This is a genomic window from Nitrincola lacisaponensis, assembly GCF_000691225.1.
In the GTDB taxonomy this organism is placed as follows: Bacteria; Pseudomonadota; Gammaproteobacteria; order Pseudomonadales; family Balneatricaceae; genus Nitrincola; species Nitrincola lacisaponensis.
Genome location: NZ_JMSZ01000032.1, coordinates 55,326 through 72,896, shown reverse-complemented (window position 1 = coordinate 72,896; position 17,571 = coordinate 55,326). Strand labels below are relative to the sequence as shown.

17 protein-coding genes are annotated in these 17,571 nt (G+C 53.7%); 3 read left to right on the top strand and 14 right to left on the bottom strand.

The genetic code is table 11. From position 1 onward, the window contains the following. Positions 1-63 precede the first annotated feature (63 nt). Both ADINL_RS10385 and ADINL_RS10380 read right to left on the bottom strand, forming a co-directional pair. Positions 64-663, bottom strand: a complete 600-nt coding sequence (locus ADINL_RS10385) for a MarC family protein (protein ID WP_036547494.1) — start codon at positions 661-663, stop codon at positions 64-66. A 16-nt stretch (positions 664-679) separates the two neighbouring features. Then, positions 680-1,897, bottom strand: a complete 1,218-nt coding sequence (locus tag ADINL_RS10380) for a CynX/NimT family MFS transporter (RefSeq protein ID WP_036547491.1) — start codon at positions 1,895-1,897, stop codon at positions 680-682. A gap of 214 nt (positions 1,898-2,111) precedes the next feature. Here ADINL_RS10380 and ADINL_RS10375 point away from each other — a divergent pair, with 214 nt between their 5' ends. Continuing rightward, positions 2,112-3,314 carry an ABC transporter substrate-binding protein gene (locus tag ADINL_RS10375; RefSeq protein ID WP_036547489.1) on the top strand — a complete coding sequence of 401 codons (1,203 nt, stop codon included), beginning with the start codon at positions 2,112-2,114 and terminating at the stop codon, positions 3,312-3,314. Positions 3,315-3,366: 52 nt separating this feature from the next. On the opposite strand, the gene ADINL_RS10370 is transcribed toward ADINL_RS10375, so the two are convergent. The 7 genes from ADINL_RS10370 to ADINL_RS10340 all read right to left on the bottom strand — a co-directional run bounded on the left by ADINL_RS10370 (position 3,367) and on the right by ADINL_RS10340 (position 9,644). Continuing rightward, positions 3,367-4,638, bottom strand: coding sequence for a branched-chain amino acid ABC transporter permease (locus ADINL_RS10370; protein ID WP_036547487.1), 1,272 nt, complete (start codon positions 4,636-4,638; stop codon positions 3,367-3,369). Further along, on the bottom strand, positions 4,638-5,636 hold the full coding sequence (locus ADINL_RS10365) for a branched-chain amino acid ABC transporter permease (protein WP_036547486.1): 999 nt from the start codon (positions 5,634-5,636) through the stop codon (positions 4,638-4,640). Before ADINL_RS10365 ends, ADINL_RS10370 begins: the two co-directional genes overlap by 1 nt. A 14-nt stretch (positions 5,637-5,650) precedes the next feature. After that, on the bottom strand, positions 5,651-6,355 hold the full coding sequence (locus ADINL_RS10360; protein WP_036547484.1) for an ABC transporter ATP-binding protein: 705 nt from the start codon (positions 6,353-6,355) through the stop codon (positions 5,651-5,653). 17 nt (positions 6,356-6,372) lie between these two features. Next, positions 6,373-7,140 (bottom strand): ABC transporter ATP-binding protein, encoded by a 768-nt coding sequence (locus ADINL_RS10355; protein WP_036547481.1) that lies wholly within the window; start codon positions 7,138-7,140, stop codon positions 6,373-6,375. Between the two features lie 90 nt (positions 7,141-7,230). After that, positions 7,231-8,454 carry a BaiN/RdsA family NAD(P)/FAD-dependent oxidoreductase gene (locus tag ADINL_RS10350; RefSeq protein ID WP_036547478.1) on the bottom strand — a complete coding sequence of 408 codons (1,224 nt, stop codon included), beginning with the start codon at positions 8,452-8,454 and terminating at the stop codon, positions 7,231-7,233. A gap of 55 nt (positions 8,455-8,509) precedes the next feature. Then, positions 8,510-9,022, bottom strand: coding sequence for a protein disulfide oxidoreductase (locus ADINL_RS10345; protein WP_036547475.1), 513 nt, complete (start codon positions 9,020-9,022; stop codon positions 8,510-8,512). 22 nt (positions 9,023-9,044) lie between these two features. After that, the gene (locus tag ADINL_RS10340; RefSeq protein WP_204368235.1) at positions 9,045-9,644 is read right to left on the bottom strand and encodes a LysE/ArgO family amino acid transporter; all 600 of its coding nucleotides are present in this window, start codon (positions 9,642-9,644) and stop codon (positions 9,045-9,047) included. 103 nt (positions 9,645-9,747) lie between these two features. Here ADINL_RS10340 and ADINL_RS10335 point away from each other — a divergent pair, with 103 nt between their 5' ends. Continuing rightward, a complete protein-coding gene (locus tag ADINL_RS10335; protein WP_036547472.1) occupies positions 9,748-10,614 on the top strand; it encodes a LysR family transcriptional regulator ArgP in 867 nt (288 codons plus the stop codon). Here the strand turns inward: ADINL_RS10335 and ADINL_RS10330 are convergent. Genes ADINL_RS10330 through ADINL_RS10320 form a run of 3 tightly spaced genes read right to left on the bottom strand, consistent with a single transcriptional unit; the run spans position 10,608 to position 13,781 of the window. Continuing rightward, positions 10,608-11,285: a gamma-glutamyl-gamma-aminobutyrate hydrolase family protein gene (locus ADINL_RS10330; RefSeq protein ID WP_036547468.1), complete on the bottom strand. Its 678-nt coding sequence runs from the start codon at positions 11,283-11,285 to the stop codon at positions 10,608-10,610. The two genes, ADINL_RS10335 and ADINL_RS10330, sit on opposite strands and share 7 nt — an antisense overlap. A gap of 30 nt (positions 11,286-11,315) precedes the next feature. After that, on the bottom strand, positions 11,316-13,187 hold the full coding sequence (locus tag ADINL_RS10325) for an SLC13 family permease (RefSeq protein WP_036547465.1): 1,872 nt from the start codon (positions 13,185-13,187) through the stop codon (positions 11,316-11,318). Between the two features lie 21 nt (positions 13,188-13,208). Next, positions 13,209-13,781: a glutathione S-transferase family protein gene (locus tag ADINL_RS10320; protein WP_036547464.1), complete on the bottom strand. Its 573-nt coding sequence runs from the start codon at positions 13,779-13,781 to the stop codon at positions 13,209-13,211. Between the two features lie 167 nt (positions 13,782-13,948). Between ADINL_RS10320 and ADINL_RS10315 the strand changes: the two genes are divergently transcribed. Next, positions 13,949-14,896, top strand: a complete 948-nt coding sequence (locus ADINL_RS10315; RefSeq protein ID WP_036547461.1) for a DMT family transporter — start codon at positions 13,949-13,951, stop codon at positions 14,894-14,896. Positions 14,897-14,907: 11 nt separating this feature from the next. On the opposite strand, the gene ADINL_RS10310 is transcribed toward ADINL_RS10315, so the two are convergent. Further along, positions 14,908-15,639, bottom strand: coding sequence for a 3'-5' exonuclease (locus tag ADINL_RS10310; RefSeq protein WP_036547459.1), 732 nt, complete (start codon positions 15,637-15,639; stop codon positions 14,908-14,910). A gap of 12 nt (positions 15,640-15,651) precedes the next feature. Beyond that, the gene (locus tag ADINL_RS10305) at positions 15,652-17,520 is read right to left on the bottom strand and encodes a DUF294 nucleotidyltransferase-like domain-containing protein (RefSeq protein WP_036547456.1); all 1,869 of its coding nucleotides are present in this window, start codon (positions 17,518-17,520) and stop codon (positions 15,652-15,654) included. Positions 17,521-17,571: the final 51 nt, after the last annotated feature.

Here is a 17,571-nt window from a genome sequence, read left to right as displayed (position 1 = left end):
GCGGGGGCAGTTGCAGTATAGACAGGTTTAGGACAAGTGTTGCCAGGATGGTAAATGTTGGCTTTATCCTGCCAGCATATTCACAAAACCGTCATAGATAAACTGAATAGCCAAGGCAGCAAGAATCACACCCAAAAAGCGACGCAGGATCTCATCACCTGTTTTGCCGATGACGCGTTTTACATAGGCTGACAACAACATTAGCACCAGTGTTAAGGTATAGATACTGATCACTGCAGCCAGCACTGAAACTTCCTGAGCGGCCGTTTCGGTATTGGAAAACAGCAGGATCGACAGTGTTAACGCCCCCGGCCCGGCCAGCAGCGGAATCGACAAAGGATACACGGATACATCCTTTTTCTCTTCCGACTGAGCCATTTTTACTTCACGCGTAATCAGGTTAAACGCCGTAAAGAACAGCAGCAAGCCACCTGAGATACGCAGGGCATTGATATTGATTCCCAGGCTATCGAGAATCGCTTCGCCAAAGTTACCAAAAACAATCAGCAACGTAGCACTGATCAGCGTCGCCTTGACGGCCATCACCACCCGATGACGACGATCACCTTCCGGTAGCAAGGCATGAAAAATCAATGCGGTCCCGATCGGATCGATGATGACGAAAAAGCCGGTAAAGGCGTTTAGAAAAACGGTCAGTTCCATGTATCAGAATACTCTTTTAGTCAGATGATCGGTGATCAGGTTGAACATAGACCTGGGCAGCCCCTTTCCAGCCACAGAACAACTGTACCCACTGTAAACACATCAGCAATAACAGCGCATGCAACCAGTGGCCGCTTAAATCATGGACCCAGGCCAGTACCACAGGACCAGTGGATGCCAGCAGGTAACCCAGGCTCTGCGCCATGGCAGACAGGGCTGTGGCCTGTACGCCATCCTGGGTCCGTAATACAAAGAAAGACAGCGCCAGACTCAAGGCACCACCGGCTCCCATGCCAACCAAGGAGGCCCAGAGCATCGGTGCCCATTCGGGTGCCGCCCAGAGCCCTGCCAGTCCTGCAAAGGATAGCAGGAAAATCAGCACTACCAGACTGCGCTGATCACGCATACGAGCAGCCAGAATGGGAATAAACAGGTTAAACGGGATACTGACCAGATTGATCATTGCCGTTGCCGTACCGGCCTGCAACGGATCCAGACCACTTTCCATCAGAATTTTGGGTAGCCAGGTGACCACCGCATAAAAAAAGAAAGACTGTAACCCCATGTAGAGTGTCACTGCCCAGGCAGTACCACTGCGCCAGAGTGTGACACGGGCACCGGTGACTGGCTTGACCCGCTCGCGCAACTGCAACAGAGGCAACCAGAACAGACAGGTCAACAAGGGCAAGATAGCCCAGATCATCACCGGCGCTTTCCAGTCGCCAAACCATTGCATCATGGGCACCGCAACAAACAGCCCCATACCGGCACCCAGACTGAGCGTAATCGAATAGAGCCCGGTCATCAGTCCGACCCGCTGGGGAAAAAATACCTTGACCAGTACCGGAATCAGCACGTTCAGCAACGCAATCGCAGACCCCAGCAACAGGGTTCCCACTATCACCCAGCTGTAGTGTGGTACCAGACGTAATACCACCCCCAGCGCAATCAGCAACAGCCCTGCAATGACCAGCGTAATGGATGAGAACAGCCGGGTTAGTGCCGGAACCAGAATGGAAATGACGGCAAAGCAGATCAGTGGCAGAGTCGTCAATAAACCAAATTCACCGGCAGTCAGCCCCAGCGCTGTACGTACTTCCAGAACCAACGGCGCAAAAACGACCAGACCGCCGCGAAGATTGGCTGCTGCAAGCAACAGCGCCAGCAACGCCAACACGACGATCACGGGTCGGGTATTCTGCAAGGGTGAAGTGAATCGATTGATCGGTGACATGCTCTGTTCGCCAAAAAAGCTCAATCCTACCCAAAAGCCGGACACGCGCCCAGTGCTATTTTGTCTCCCTTACACCTCGCAACCACCCTGCAAGAGTGATTGATTTTGCTCCATGAAAGTGTCATAAAAGCGGTAATTGCCACTGTCTGGGCAAATGTTCAACCGGCTCAGGCACAGGTTTACTCACACTGCTTGAAAACACACGGGAGTTACAATGATTAAAAAAACACTACTGTGCAGTGCTATTGTTGCTGCGACGGCCATGACCAGTCTTGCACATGCAGAAGTTAAACTGGGTTTCCTGGGCGGTTTTACAGGGCCTATCGAAAGTCTGGCACCTCCGATTTATCAAGGTGCCCAACTGGCGATCAGTCAAATCAATGAACAGGGTGGTATTCTGGGTGGACAGACACTGACCATCTCATCTGCTGATACCACCTGTACAGACGCCTCCGCTGCAATCAACGCGGCTGACCGCATGATCAATACCGAGAATGTAGTGGCGATTGTTGGAGCACTTTGCTCAGGTGCAACTATTGCGGCAGCAAACAATGTTGCGGTACCGGCCGGAGTGGTGATGGTTTCTCCAGCCTCTACATCCCCGGCAATTGCAGAAATCAACGACAATGATCTGGTATTCCGTACCACTCCATCCGATTCTTATCAGGGTGAAGTACTCGCACGTCTGCTGCTCTCCAAAGGCATCAAGGAAGTGGTTGTAACCTATGTGAACAACGATTATGGCCAGGGTCTGGCCAATGCTTTCTCAGCCACCTATGAGGCCGAGGGCGGCTTCATCGCAGCCAATGCGGCGCATGAAGACGGTAAAGCAGATTATCGTTCAGAGCTGGGCAGCCTGGCTTCCAGCGGCGTCGACAACCTGCTGGTGCTTGCCTATGCCGATACATCGGGACAAACCATCCTGCGTCAGGCCTATGAAAGTGGCAACTTCACTCAATATATCGGGGCAGACGGCATGGTCGGCGACGCACTGGTCAATGCAGTGGGCGCTGACGTTCTGGAAGGCATGATCGCCACCCGTCCAGGCAAACCGGATATTCCCGGTACGGAAGCCTATGCTGAAGCGGCCAGAGCAATCGGCATGGACCCCAATGCCGTGTTTGCCAGCCAGGCCTATGACGCAGCCTTCCTGTTAGCCTTGGCGATTGAGAAAAACGGCTCAGCCGAACGTGCTGGCTTGAATGAAGCCCTGCGTGCTGTCGCACTGCCACCAGGCGAAGTGATTCTGCCGGGTGAGTGGGAAAAGGCCGTGCAGCTGCTGGCTGAAGGCAAGGAAATTAACTACGAAGGAGCGGCCGGAACCCAGGATTTCGATGAGCGCGGTAACGTACCGGGTGTAATTGAAGAGATGGTGGTCCGTGACGGCAGCTTCCAGACCGTAGGACTGATTGAGTAATCCGTCTTACCGGGCCCACTGATGTGATGCATCAGCGGGCCCTCTTCACATTTCAGTGGTGATGCTGCACCTTCTCCGGAAACAAGCCATTCGGCGCGTAACGCAGTACCAGTGTAATAATCAGACCAATCGTAAACACCCTCGCCTGTAGTGCTCGACTGGTGAAATCAGAAGGTGCCTCCCAGGCAAACCAGAGATCTCCCAGATAGCTGATGCTGTTCAAAATAAACAGGGCCACCGGCTCTGACATCACCCAGATCACATAGACAAACACGGCTCCAAACAGGGTACCCAGATTATTTCCCGGGCCACCCAGTATCACCATCACCCAGACCAGGAAGGTGTGATTCAGTGGCAAATAGCCATTCGGATCAAAAATACCGTTGAACGTCGCCAGTGCAGCCCCGCCAATACCCATCAGCACACACCCCAGAATGAACACTTCCAGGCGACGCTGATTCACATCCTTGCCCATGGCAGAAGAAGACAGCTCGTTGTCTCGGATCGCACGCATCATACGGCCCCAGGGACCGTTATAGGCGCGGTGCAGCAGGTAGAAAATGATTGCAATCAGTACCGCTGTCACCGACAGATACAGGGATCGAGCCATGACAAAGCCCACCTCTCCGGCCCCCGGAACAGGCCAGGGCAAAGGTGACACGGTTAAGGTACCGCGCGTCAGCCAATCAGAGTTTTTCAGAAAGGCTTTGATGATTTCAGCCACCCCAAGTGTGGCAATCGCCAGATAGTCGCTGCGCAGTCCCAGACAGATATGACCGATAAAATAGGCAACACCGCCTGCCAGCACACCTCCAACCAGCCAGCCAGCCCAGACAGGCAGACCAAAGCCACCGATAAAGCCATACTGGGACACGATACTTTGCGACACGGGTGCAAAACCGTTCACCACCCAGAGATACAGTGTTGCCAACACCATCAAAATAATGGGCACCCGGATACTGCGCGGCACCGACAGGCGGTGCAGCTGCAAGACAGCCGCTACCAGAGCAATGGCCGCGAAGAGTTTCAGGAACGCCATACCCAGCTCACCAGAAAGCTCTGACTCCCAGAAACTCTGATTGACCGGGAAGGTCAGCAACATGGCCGAAAAGCCTCCCAGCGCGACAAACCCCATAATACCGGCATTAAACAAGCCGGCATAACCCCACTGAATCGTTAAACCGAGTGCGATAATGGCGTAACAACTGGCTTCCACCAGCACACGCACACCATAAGCCGTTCCCATTACCTGTATCAACAGCAATACGGCAACAGCCAGCGCCACCATCAGCAGGGTTTCTTTCATTGGCAGTTTCATCAGCATCAGAGCACCTTCCCTTTAAACAGGCCGGTTGGACGCCAGACCAGAATGGCCAGCAGGATAAAGAAAGGTACGGTAATTTTGTATTCACTGGACACAAATGCCATGTTGGCAGGCAGATCGAACCAGAGATAATCGCGCCAGGGACGCAGTATTACCGCCCAATTGAACACTGACAGGGTTTCTGCAAATCCTATGACAAAACCGCCTGCCAGGGCACCATAGGGATGCCCGACTCCACCGACGATTGCCGCCGCAAAGATAGGCAGCAACAGATGGAAGCTGAGATCGGGTTTGAGAGACACATCCAATGACAAGAGAGTACCAGCAATCGCCGCCAGTGAACCGGCAATAATCCAGGTCACTTTGACCACGGTATCCGTGTTAATCCCCGACACCCGCGCCAGATCCGGGTTGTCCGACATGGCACGCATGGCCTTGCCCAGCCGGGTGCGAGTCAAAAACAGATGCAGTGCAATGACAATGACGATCAGCAACAGGATCAACAGAATCTGAGGATCGGTCAGTACCACTGGTCGATTGGCCAACTCAAACGGCAACTCTATACGATGAATCCCTTTACGGTCATCTATGTACATACTGCGTGCGCTGGTGCCCATAAACATGCGGATCAAGCCTTGCAGCATCAGGGTAACACCCAGTGAGGCCATCACGATAACAATCGGTTTGACACCATGACTGCGCAACGGTTTGTAGAACGCCTTGTCTATATACACGGCTGACAAGGCGGTCAGTGCCATGGCCAACGGCAGCATCACAAAGGCGGTAGGCAGGCCAATCGCAGGCCCCGCTGCCGGAAACAGGCTGGTCAGAAAAAAAGCGAAGAAGGCTCCCAGGGTCATCAGATCGGCATGGGCAAAGTGAGCAAACCGCAGGATACTGAAAATCAGGGTGATACCCACCGCCCCAAGCGCGTAGATCGAGCCAATGGTCAGCCCGGAGATCACCACATTATTAATGAAAAAAACCAGTTCGTTCAAATTTGTATCCTCAACTAGCCGCCCAGGAAGGCTTTAGCCACTTCAGGGTTATTGATCAGATTTTCACCCGTATCGGTGAAGCGATTTTGTCCGGCGACCAGAACAAATCCCTTGTGCGCTATTTTTAATGCCTGCTTGGCATGCTGCTCAACCATCAGCACACCCACGCCGGCTTTATTGATAGAGATGATGCGTTCAAAGATTTCCGCCATGTACAAGGGAGACAGACCGGCGGTCGGCTCATCCAGCAAAATCAGGCTCGGCTCTGTCATCAGCGCACGCCCCATCGCAACCATCTGGCGCTGACCACCGGATAACTCTCCGGCAGGTTGACGGCGCTTGTCCGCCAGGGGCGGGAAAAAGCTGTAAACCTGCTCCAGCATGTGGACAAAATTATCCCGCCGGATAAAGGCCCCCATCTCCAGATTTTCCTCGACTGACAGCGAAGGAAAAATGTTTTTTTCCTGAGGCACAAAGGCCATCTTGCGTTTGACCAGCTCGACAGGATCGGCGTTGGTAATTGACTCACCACGCAGACAAATCTCTCCTTCACTGACCCGTAACAGGCCAAAAATTGCTTTGAGCATGGTCGATTTACCTGCCCCGTTCGGGCCGACAATCACACCAATTTCATCTGCTTCCAGTGACATGTTCACACCATTGAGGATATTCATCCCGCCATAGCCGCCATGCACATTCGTTGCTTCAAATAATGCCATGTGTTCAGTCTGCCTGCTCAGTGTGCGTCATTACCAAAATAGGCTTCAATGACCGCCTCATTCTGCTGAATCTCTTCAATCGTGCCCTGCACCATGACACTGCCTTGTGCCAGGACAATCACCGGATCACAGAGCTGGGCAATCATATCCATATCATGCTCGATCACTAAAAAGGTGTAGCCCAGCTCCTGGTTCAAACGCTGGATATTGCGAATCAGGTCCTGCAACAACGTCCGGTTAACCCCGGCGGCAATTTCATCTAACAGCACGACCCGGGCATCCACCATCATGGTACGCCCTAATTCGAGCAGTTTTTTCTGTCCACCCGACAGGTTGCCTGCCAACTCATTGCGCACATGTTTCAGGCCGATAAACTCAATCACATCCATCGCTTTCTGACGTACCTGAGCCTCCTCCTGCTGCACACGAGCCGGGCGCAGCCAGGTATTCAGCAGACTTTCACCTGCCTGAGGAGGTACCATCATCAGGTTTTCCAGCGCCGTCATATGGGAAAATTCCTGAGCGATCTGGAAGGTACGTAACAGACCACGATGGAATAGCTGGTCAGAGGGAATAGCGGTGATATCTTCACCATCAAAAATGATCTGGCCCGTATCAGGCGCGAAAGTACCTGCAATCAGATTAAACAGGGTCGACTTACCTGCCCCATTGGGACCGATCAGTCCGGTAATGGAACCCTTGGCCACTTCAATCGAGCAGTTGTTGATCACCTGCAGAGCACCAAAGGCCTTATTGACCTGACGCACCTCGATAATAGATCCCATTTATACTCCGGCAAGTTGTCATTAATCCCGAGTATAATACGTCAGAGCGAAATTGACTTAAAGCATCCCGGCATGCGGCCGTACTGAGTTTCAAACATACTGGCCAGCACACCATCCGCTGCTCCAGGCCCACTGAAAATTGAATCCTCCCAGCCAGCCTGTTACATCAAGGACTTCGCCGATGAAGAACAGTCCTGGCTGTGTTTTGACTTCAAAGGTTTTGGAAGACAACTGATCAGTACAGACTCCACCACGTGTGACTTCAGCGGTCTTATAGCCTTCAGTCCCCGCCGGGACACAGGACCAGTTCTGGAACATCTGTACCAGACTGTTAATATCTGCACGACTCAGTTCAGCCACTGGCCGTCCTTCAAGCTGCTGTAGTTCCGGCAATGCTAACCAGGCCGTCACAAAGCGTTTTGGCAGCAGGCGACTCAGCAGCGTTTTTAATTCCGCTTTCACGCCGCCCTGTTGCCAGGTGCGTAACTCGGTTTCCAGATCCGTATCTGGCAGAAAGTTAATGCACAATGCATCGCCCGGATACCAGTAATTGCTGATTTGCAGCGCAGCAGGCCCACTCAGACCCTTGTGCGTAAACAGCAGCGCTTCACGGAACAGCTGCTGACGACATTCGATAGTGACAGGCATGGAAACACCCGCCAGCGATTGAGCCAGGGTCAGCCAGGAACCTTTCAGTGTGAAAGGCACCAGGGCGGCCTGTAATTCAGTCACCTTGAGGCCAAACTGACATGCCACTTCATAGCCATACCCTGTGGCACCCAGGGTCGGAATTGAAGGCCCCCCCGTGGCAATCACCAATGACTCGCAATACACCGGCCCAAGACTGGTCAGCAGCTCAAATCTGGCGGTTTCAGGCAGCTCAGGCGGACTATCAGTATCAGTTACACGCCGAATTCGACTTACGGCACAGCGGGTCTGAATCTCTACCTGTCCAAGTTCACACTCAGCCAGCAGGATTTCCAGCACGTCCTTGGCTCGATTATCACAGAATAATTGCCCCAGTGTTTTTTCGTGGTAAGCCAACTGATAGCGCTGAACCAGCTCAATGAAGTCCTGTTGGGTATAGCGCTTCAGTGCAGAAATACAGAAGTGCGGATTAGCGGATAAGTATTGAGCAGGAGTCACCTGAAGGTTGGTGAAGTTACACCGGCCACCACCAGACATCAGGATTTTTTTACCCACCTTGTTGGCGTGATCCACAACCAGTACCTGACGGCCCCGTTGTCCGGCAGTGGCTGCGCACATCAGACCCGCAGCTCCCGCCCCTATGATCACTGTATCCACATAACGCATCACTTACCCGCCACTGTCGCCGAAAAGACGGCATCATAGCATGACTCTCCGGCGGTTAGGATCGACCCGCCCACCAGAGACGGGCCTTCAGTCCCCAGCGGCTGGTCAGACCCACTTCTGTGAAGCGAATCATGCCGTCAGCATCAATGATATACATCACCGGCACACCGCGAACGCCCAGTTCCGCAGCTAGCTCGCCCTGTGCATCATTCAGAACAGGCAACTGTAATCCCTGGGCCGCCAGAAACTCCCGAACGTCCTGATCATTGCCGGACTGTATTGCCAGTGTCAGCACCTGATGTCGCTCAGCCAGAGGCTCAATCATCGGCAATTCAATACGGCAGATCCGACACCACTCGGCCCAGACCACCAGCAACAGCGGCTCGCCGCGATACCCCTCCAGAGACACCTGGTCACCCTGCAGCGTCACACCTTGAAAATCAGGTGCCGGACCGCTGGCAACACCAGGCGACTGCCAGCTGCGAATGACGATAAACAGCAGCACAACCAGCAGTATTTCCAGCCCCCAGCGTAATGCTCGTGGCAAGGCTTTATAAGACTTCAGCATCTGTTTTCCAGTTATCCATCGATTATCCCGGTATGAGTGAGATCGCCACCAGACATAAAAGTGCCGCCATTCCTGAATCAAATATTCGCCAATGTTTCGGTGAACGTAAATAGGCTGCCAGCCGTGGAGCCAATCCGGTCAACAGGGAGAACCACACCAGTGATGCCATGCAGGCACCGATCACAAATGCCAGTTTATGCTGTTGTGCCGAACCAACACTGCCGATCAGCACCACGGTGTCGAGATACACATGCGGATTCAGCAAGGTAATTGCCAGAGCGGTCAATCCGATCTGCCAGGCACTTTGTCGCTGTACCGACTGATTACCTTGCAACCCGCTACTGCCCTTCAGCGCACGCTGTGCCGCACGGAAGGCAAGCCACAGCAGCAGGACTACACCCGCCCAGGTCAATACCGGCACCAGCGGCGGCATCCACTCGCGTAAATGGTGCACACTGTAAACGCCCAGAATGATCAACACCGAATCGCACAGAATACAGACCGATGCGATCACGGCACGATGTTGCCCACGCATGGATTGACTCAGCACCCAGGCATTCTGGGCACCAATGGCAACGATGAGTCCCAACGCGACAATAAATCCGGTGGCCCAGGCCATCATACACTTTAGCTCCAACTGAATGTTTTAATAAGACTGGGCAAGCCTAACGAAGCGGCGTATCATTAATCAAACGAATTATTTTAAAGGATTATTAAATTTACTTATGATCGACTACCGACTTCTGCAAGCCATGGCGGCAGTACTTGAACAGGGGGGATTTGAAAAAGCAGCCCAGGCACTCAATCTGACGCAATCCGCCGTCAGTCAGCGCATCAAACAACTGGAGCAGCAACTTGGCCAGCCGGTTCTGATTCGCAGCCTGCCACCACGCGCAACCGCTCTGGGACAACGCCTGCATAACCATTTGCAACAGGTGCGGCAACTGGAAGCCGGGCTGGAACTGTCTGCCAACCCGGACGACCTGATTATCCGTATTACAGTTAATGCCGACTCACTGGATACCTGGTTACCCGCAGCACTGGTACTGAATACCTACCCGCTGCTGCGCTTTGAAGTATCGGTAGAGGATCAGGCGGTCGGACTCCGGCGCATGAAGCAAGGGGAAGTCATGGCCTGCCTGTGCGCCAGTGCTGATCCGGTCAACGGTGGTGCAGTGATTCCGCTGGGTGTGATGCGCTACCGGGCACTGGCCAGTCCGGAATTTATACAGCGCTACCAGCTGTCTGCCGGTGAGTCCGCTCATCTGCAACAGGCCCCCTGTCTGGTATATAGTCGCGATGACCGCTTACAGCATCAGTTTCTGGCAGATGTTGCCGGTATCGAACCCCTCTATACCCATCATTTACCCTCATCGGAAGGATTTATTCGGGCCGCCTGTGCGGGGCTGGGCTATGGCATGATGCCAGAGCTGCAGGTTCGACCGGAACTGGAGCAAGGTCTACTGGTTGACCTGGTACCGGGCTACAGTCTGGATGTGCCGCTCTACTGGCACTACTGGCAAATGGAAAGCCCGGTGATGGAAACCCTGCGTCACTCCGTGGTCACAGCGGCACGTCAGGCGCTTTACTGAGCCTCGCGACATGCCTGAAGCAGGTCCTGAAACAGGCGTCGCTGCCGCGACATAAAGATCAAAAACTCCGGATGCCACTGTACGCCTAACAGGTAGCGTTGATGTGGATCTTCGATGGCCTGCACAATGCCATCCAGATCCCGCGCAACCACCTGCAGCCCCATCCCGACCCGGTCGATAGCCTGATTATGCAGACTGTTAATACGACAAGGACCGGTGCCCAGCAAGCGGGACAACAAGCCGGGCTGTTCCAGTATCAGCGTTTTCAGCGGCAGCAGTGTACGCCGGTTGGATGTGCGCCGACGGCGACGCTGTATATCCTGATGCAAGGAGCCACCGAGACAGGCATTCAACAATTGGGCACCACGACAAATACCCAACAGAGGGATGCCCCGATTCAACGCATGATCAATAACCGCACTCTCGAGCGTATCCCGGGCAGTATCATACTTGGGGACCACCTCTGGCTCGGCAGCATACAGAACCGGATCGATATCATGCCCCCCTGTCACCACCACACCGTCAAAAACCATATGCGACAGCCGCGCATGCTGACTGGGCCGCAACTGCAATGGTGTACCGCCATACCAGCGGACCATCAACGCCACCAGGCTACGCGGTCCAAACGCACCCTTTTCAGGCCCGGTAATCGCTATAACAGGTTTACCCAAACTCAGTTCCTCTCCTTTAGACGTTTCAGGTTACAACGGCCAGAAAATCAGCAATAAAGGCAAACTGACAGCACAAACACACAGTTCTATCGGCAAGCCCAGTCGCCAATAGTCACCAAAGCGAAACCCGCCAGGTCCCAGAATCAAGGTGTTGTTCTGATGACCAACGGGGGTCAGGAATGCGCAGGAAGCACCGATCGCCACCGCCATCAGGAACGCATCTGCATTCAACCCCAGTACAGCTGCGGTTCCCATCGCGACAGGACACATCACTGCTGCGGTTGCCGCATTATTCATCAGATCCGAAAGGAACATGGTCACCAGCAGGATCAGCCCCAGTGCAATCACCGCATGCCCCTGTGCCAGATAATCCAGCAAGCCTGCAGCAATCAACTCCGCCGTTCCGGTAGACTCCATGGCACCTGCCACGGGTATCAACGCTCCCAGCAGTACAATCACCGGCCAGTCCACGGCTGTGTAGACTGAACGTAAGGGCAAGGTACGCAATAACATCGACAGCAGCACACCCAAAGCAAACGCAATGGCTGTCGGGACAACACTGAAAACGGCCAGCCCGATCACCAGTACAAAAATGCCACAGGCCAACAGAGCTTTCTGTCGATCCGGCAGATTGAGATCTCGTTCAGCCAAGGGAATACAGCCATAATCAGCGGCAAACTCATTCAAAGCATCATCCGGGCCCTGCATCAGCAGCAGATCACCCGCCTTGATTGTCATGGTACGCAAGCGCGCATGCGAGCGTGACCCTTCACGTGAGACGGCCAGCAGGTTAATACCATAACGGGTTCGGAGACGAATGGCCTTGGCTGAGCGCCCCACCAAGGAGGACTCTTCACGCACGACCAGCTCAATCAGACGTATCTCGGAAGCTTCTGCTGCGCCTGACTCGGCCTCGGCATCCGCCGTTGCCGGGTCAACTGACTGCGCCGCAGATTCCGGCGGTGTTGTGGATGGATCCGTTTCAGAGTTTTCCGGCACTGACGTGATATCCACGGCTTCTTCCAATGCCAACCCCAATTCACCAAGTACATCCGGCAAAGATTCCAGATCGGCTTCTACGATCAGAATATCGCCCGCCTGCAACTTGCGGCCATCACCAGGCGCATTGATTTTGACCTCATGACGGACCAGTGCCAGAACCTGTGCATCAGCCGCATCCAGCGCCTGCTCAAAGGCGCGTATGCGCATCCCCTCAGCCTTGCTCTTCTCGGTTACCCGCACTTCAGTCACATAGGCGCCTGTATCAAAGCTGTCGTTGGCTGCCGTTTTCCGAACCGGCACCAGGCGCCAGCCCAGTAAGGCCACAAAGGCGACGCACACCACAGCAACAGGCAGCCCGACCCAGGCAAAGTCAAACATCGCGAAGGCTTGTGCATCCGCCATATCTGCACGAAAGCCGGATACGATCAAATTGGGCGGAGTTCCGATCAGCGTAGTCATCCCTCCCAGGATGGTACCGAACGCCAGAGGCATCAGGACTTGTCCCGGAGATAACTCGAGTCGTTTGGCAACCTGCAGTGCCACCGGCATCAGCAATGCCATGGCACCGACATTATTCATAAAACCGGACAAGCAGGCGCCCAGTCCCGTCAGCGCGGCAATACTCAGGGTCACACCAGACTGTTGAGGCAACAGATGCCGGGTGAGCCAGTCGACGGCACCGGATATCTGCAATGCCCGGCTAAGCACCAGCACACAGGCCACGGTAATGACAGCCGGGTGGGCAAAACCACTGAAAGCGTCGTTGGCATCCACCAGACCGGCCAGAACACATGCCAGCAGAGTGCCACCAGCAACGATATCGTGACGCCAACGCCCCCAGAGAAACAGCGTCAGGGTCATCAGCAAGATGAGTAAGATCAGGCTCTGATCCTGAGTCATGCTGAAGTGATCGACCACGCCTTACAAGCGTGGGTCCGTAGCCTGCAGGATTTTGCGCCCCTGATGCCGCTGGTGAAATGCCTGCAGCTCAGGAAATTCAGCAAAATCATTCATTTGTCGAAAGAGTACCCAGTCAACCAGGCAATAGAGGCAGATGGCGGGAAAGTGCCAATACTCGAAAGCACCCAGCTTGACCTGCTCTTCCAGCACCTGCAGCGTTGACTGGATACGCTCACGCTGTAAGTTAAAAAACAGAGCATCCTGTTGAACATCTATCCCGGAACGCGACAGTAACAGCAACTCGACATAGGAGTCATTGGCAGCATTGATCAAGGTAATGGCATTCTCGTCATCAGCCGTTGTGACCTCTTTGCCCAGCTTGTGATTCAGGTAGTTATAAATCACTCTGGAATCAAATACTGCCTGCCAATCATCCACCAGCATCGGCACTTTCAACGCCGGGTTGATGCTTTTTAGCGTAGCTCGACCTTGCTCACTGAAGATATCGATATGAATAAATTCATGTGGCACATTTTCCAACCAAACGCGTAAACGCCGAACATAGGGTGAGGTGGTTGAACCATAGAGCTTCATGTTTGACATCCTGTTGTTGTCACAGAGGTTATTTGCTCTCAGCTTAGTTGCTGAAAGCATCGCTTGACAAGTTTTTGACCACGGAAGGGTTTCTTTAATCCGAATGCCTGACGAAACGGCTGCATTCCGCTAAGATGCTGTTTTTACGTTCAGGCTGGAGCTTTACCATGGCACACCGTCCACTCATTCAGTGGGTACTTCTGTTTTCACTGGCCATCATCTGGGGCAGCTCCTTTGCGCTCACCAGCCTGGTGGTTCAGGAGCTCAGCCCGGCCTCAGTGGTATTTCTGCGCAACCTGCTGGCCTGTCTGCTGCTGTTTCCATTAGCCCTGCTATTGCGCCGCCCACAAGCCCGTGGTCTGCGCCTGTGGTTATTCCTGCTCGCCATGGCACTGATCGGCAACGCCCTGCCCTTTACTCTGATCAGTTGGGGTCAACAACGTATCGACAGTGCACTGGCTGGTATTCTGATGGCTGTAATGCCACTGGTGACGGTTGTTCTGGCGCATTTTTTCATACCCGAGGAACCACTGAGCCGTCAGAAACTGGGCGGTTTCATGATAGGTTTTTGCGGCATCCTGGTGCTGATCGGCCCCAGTGCAATCAGCGCTTTCCGCTTCAGTGGCGAAACACTGATGGCACAGCTGGCCGTCCTGATGGCTGCTGTCTGCTATGGCATGAATACCATTATTGCCCGCCGTAAACCTCACAGTGATCCCTGGAGTTCGTCTGCTTCAATTCTGCTGCTGTCCTCCATGACCCTATGGCCTCTGGCCTCATTTACATCCGGTTTCAGCCAGCATACAGACCTGCAAGGGCTGCCCAATCTCAGTAATCTATCCGGCTTTTCTCAATCCACCTGGATAGCCATTGCCCTGCTGGGCTTTATCTGTACCGGGATCGCCACCGTTATCTATATGAAACTGATCAGTCTTGCAGGTCCCAGTTTTGTTTCCCTGATCAACTATCTGATTCCGGTCTGGGCACTGTTACTCGGTGTCACCTTTATGAATGAGACACCGCAATGGAACCACCTGCTGGCACTGGTTCTGATTCTGGCGGGTATCGCATTGTCCCAACGACGTCAGTTGCGTTCTGCCATACAGCCCGAATAACACCTAAACCTTTACTTCCAGAGTTCACTGACCGGTGTATCGGGGCTGAAACGGTAACTGATCTGTGCCATTAACAACTCAGCAGTCGCCATGGCATCGGTCAGCGCATGGTGCTGTCGGTAATAGGGCAAATGATAACGTTGGCGACTGTCGACCAGACGGATTGAAGGCGGCTCAACCCCTTTCAGTCGCTGCCAGAAACTTAGTGGTTTGGCTCGATGTACGCGCGCCTCCAGTTCCATGGTATCAATCACAGGAAAGAGAATGCCCTCATGCAGGCGTTTTTCCAACGCAGCATTCAGAAAGGGCCGTTCGATACTGCGGAAATGCACGACCACCACACGTCCAGCCAGCGCTTTTAACAGATACTCGAGAATACGCATCAGGTCAGGCGCACTCTGGATATCTGAATGGGTAATGCCGTGCACCACCACTGACTCCTGAGGCAACACAGTGCGCGGCCTGACTATCCAGTGGCGAGCACCCTTGCAATGAATGCGCTGCAGGTCAAAAGGCACCAGACCTATGCTGACAATACCGTCACGCTGAGGATCAAAACCCGTGGTTTCAAAGTCCAGCGCCACCATGGGCACCGCCTTTAACGGTGTATCCGGCGACACCACTCCGGCAGCATAAAAAGCTTTGAGACGCTCATCCTGCGTATCCAGCATCCTCTTCCGGTAAACTGCCTGCCAATCGACAGGAACAGATTCGGATGACTTTCGGGAGCCAAGGTAAAACATGACCTGCCTCCCCTAACGCCCGGCCTGGTAGCGAAACTTCATGAATTTTTGAGCATTACTGAGGATCTGGAATGCATCCTTGAGATTTTTGCGTTCAAACTCGGACAGGTCTTCCGGTGCAATACTGTTATCCGGAGTATCCCCCTGCTCCAGCGACAATGCCTGATGGCGTATGCGCACCATTGAAATCAACTCCAGTGCATCGCGCAGATCCTGCCCTCGTCCACGTGGCAAGATATCCGCCTCAATCACATCATCAAGACGCAAAAAGGAATTACGTGCCTTGGAGCCAATCGCCAGTGCATGGACTCGTACCAGGTCAGCCAGAGGTGCAGTACCCCGGCGTTTCATATTAATGGTGTTGTTTTGTCGACCATCCTGCTCCATGACAAAATCTTTGAAGAACCCCAGCGGCGGGGTACGATTCAGGGCATTGCGCGCCATACACGCGAGAAAACGCTGGCTTTGTCGCGCCTTGCGCAGAATATGCTGATTCAGCTGTTCAGCCCACTCTGTTGCCCCCCACACACCTTCCAGGTCAAAGAAGATAGAGCTGTGCAGCAGCCCTTCAGGAGAGGGACTGTCGATCCATTGATCAAAGTATTCCTGCCACACGCGCCGCGGCTGACGCCATTGCGGATTCGTGGCCATGATATTTCCGCTGCAATAAGGATAGCCACAGGCAGCCAGTCCATCACTGACAAATTTGGCCAAGGCGGCAAAGTAGGCGTCATGCTGCTCCGGATCAAAGCGATCATCCAGAATCATGGCATTGTCCTGGTCTGTGACAATCAGCATTTCATCCCGAGCCATGGACCCCAGTGCCAGAAAACAATAGGGAATCGGTGGCGGGCCCAGTTCTGCCTCGCCCAGCTCCAGTAAACGCTGCTTGAAGCTGCGGCCAATAACGGCCATGGCACTCCCCACCATTCGGGAGTTAGCATCCTCGTTTACCATGCGCACGAAGCATGCCTGAACATCCGTGACCAGCGTCGCCAGCTCTGCCACAGTCTGCTGACGAAAGATATTACTGACCACAAACAGGCTGTTCTGCGATTCGTAACGAATAATGTCAGAAATTGCAATCACACCGACCGGCCGCTCTCGCTGCATCACCGGCAGATGGTGCAGGTTATTGCGCAGCATCGCCAGCATGGCTTCAAACACATACTGCGTCGACTCAACGGTGATCAACTCTTCAGTCATGATCTCTGCCACCGGCGTTGAATAGGATAAACCTTCGGAAACAACCCGGGTACGCAAATCACGGTCAGTAATAATGCCGGCAATACAGCCAGCCTTTGCATGTTCAGGCGGGTGCAAGATCAATAATGAGGAAATAGACGCTTTGGTCATGCAGCGTGCGGCATCCTGCACACTGGCAGTCGTCAAGATGGACACTGGATCACGTGTGATCAGAGCGGTGACAGGCGATGTCATCAGCTCATTGGCATCCTCTCGGCTGGAAACCGCCTGACGCAAACGCGTCCGGTCCTCAATCTCAACAGCATCTGCAAAGGACTCATACTCATCAAACAGCTGGTGAAATACCGCTGCCGGAATAAAATAGATCAGCGTATCTTCAATTGCTTTGACCGGAAAGCGTATCTTCCCGTCACGCAACAGTCCGAACTCACCAAAGAAGCCGCCTTCGGACAAGCGATTATAGAGTTCACCGTTGCGACGAAACACTTCGACAGCACCGGAACGTATCACATGCAGGGCATCAACAGCCTGTCCCAACGCCAGAATTTGGGTATTTGCCTTGAAATAACCGATTTCCACCTCACTGACCACACGCGTCAGTGCTTCTTCAGGCAAGCTGTCAAACGGTGGATAGCGCTGCAAAAACTCAAGCACTTCAAGCGGTTCAACCTGCATAAGACCTCAATAACTCAGTCAAGCGAATGGATTTGAGAGCATCCACACCCG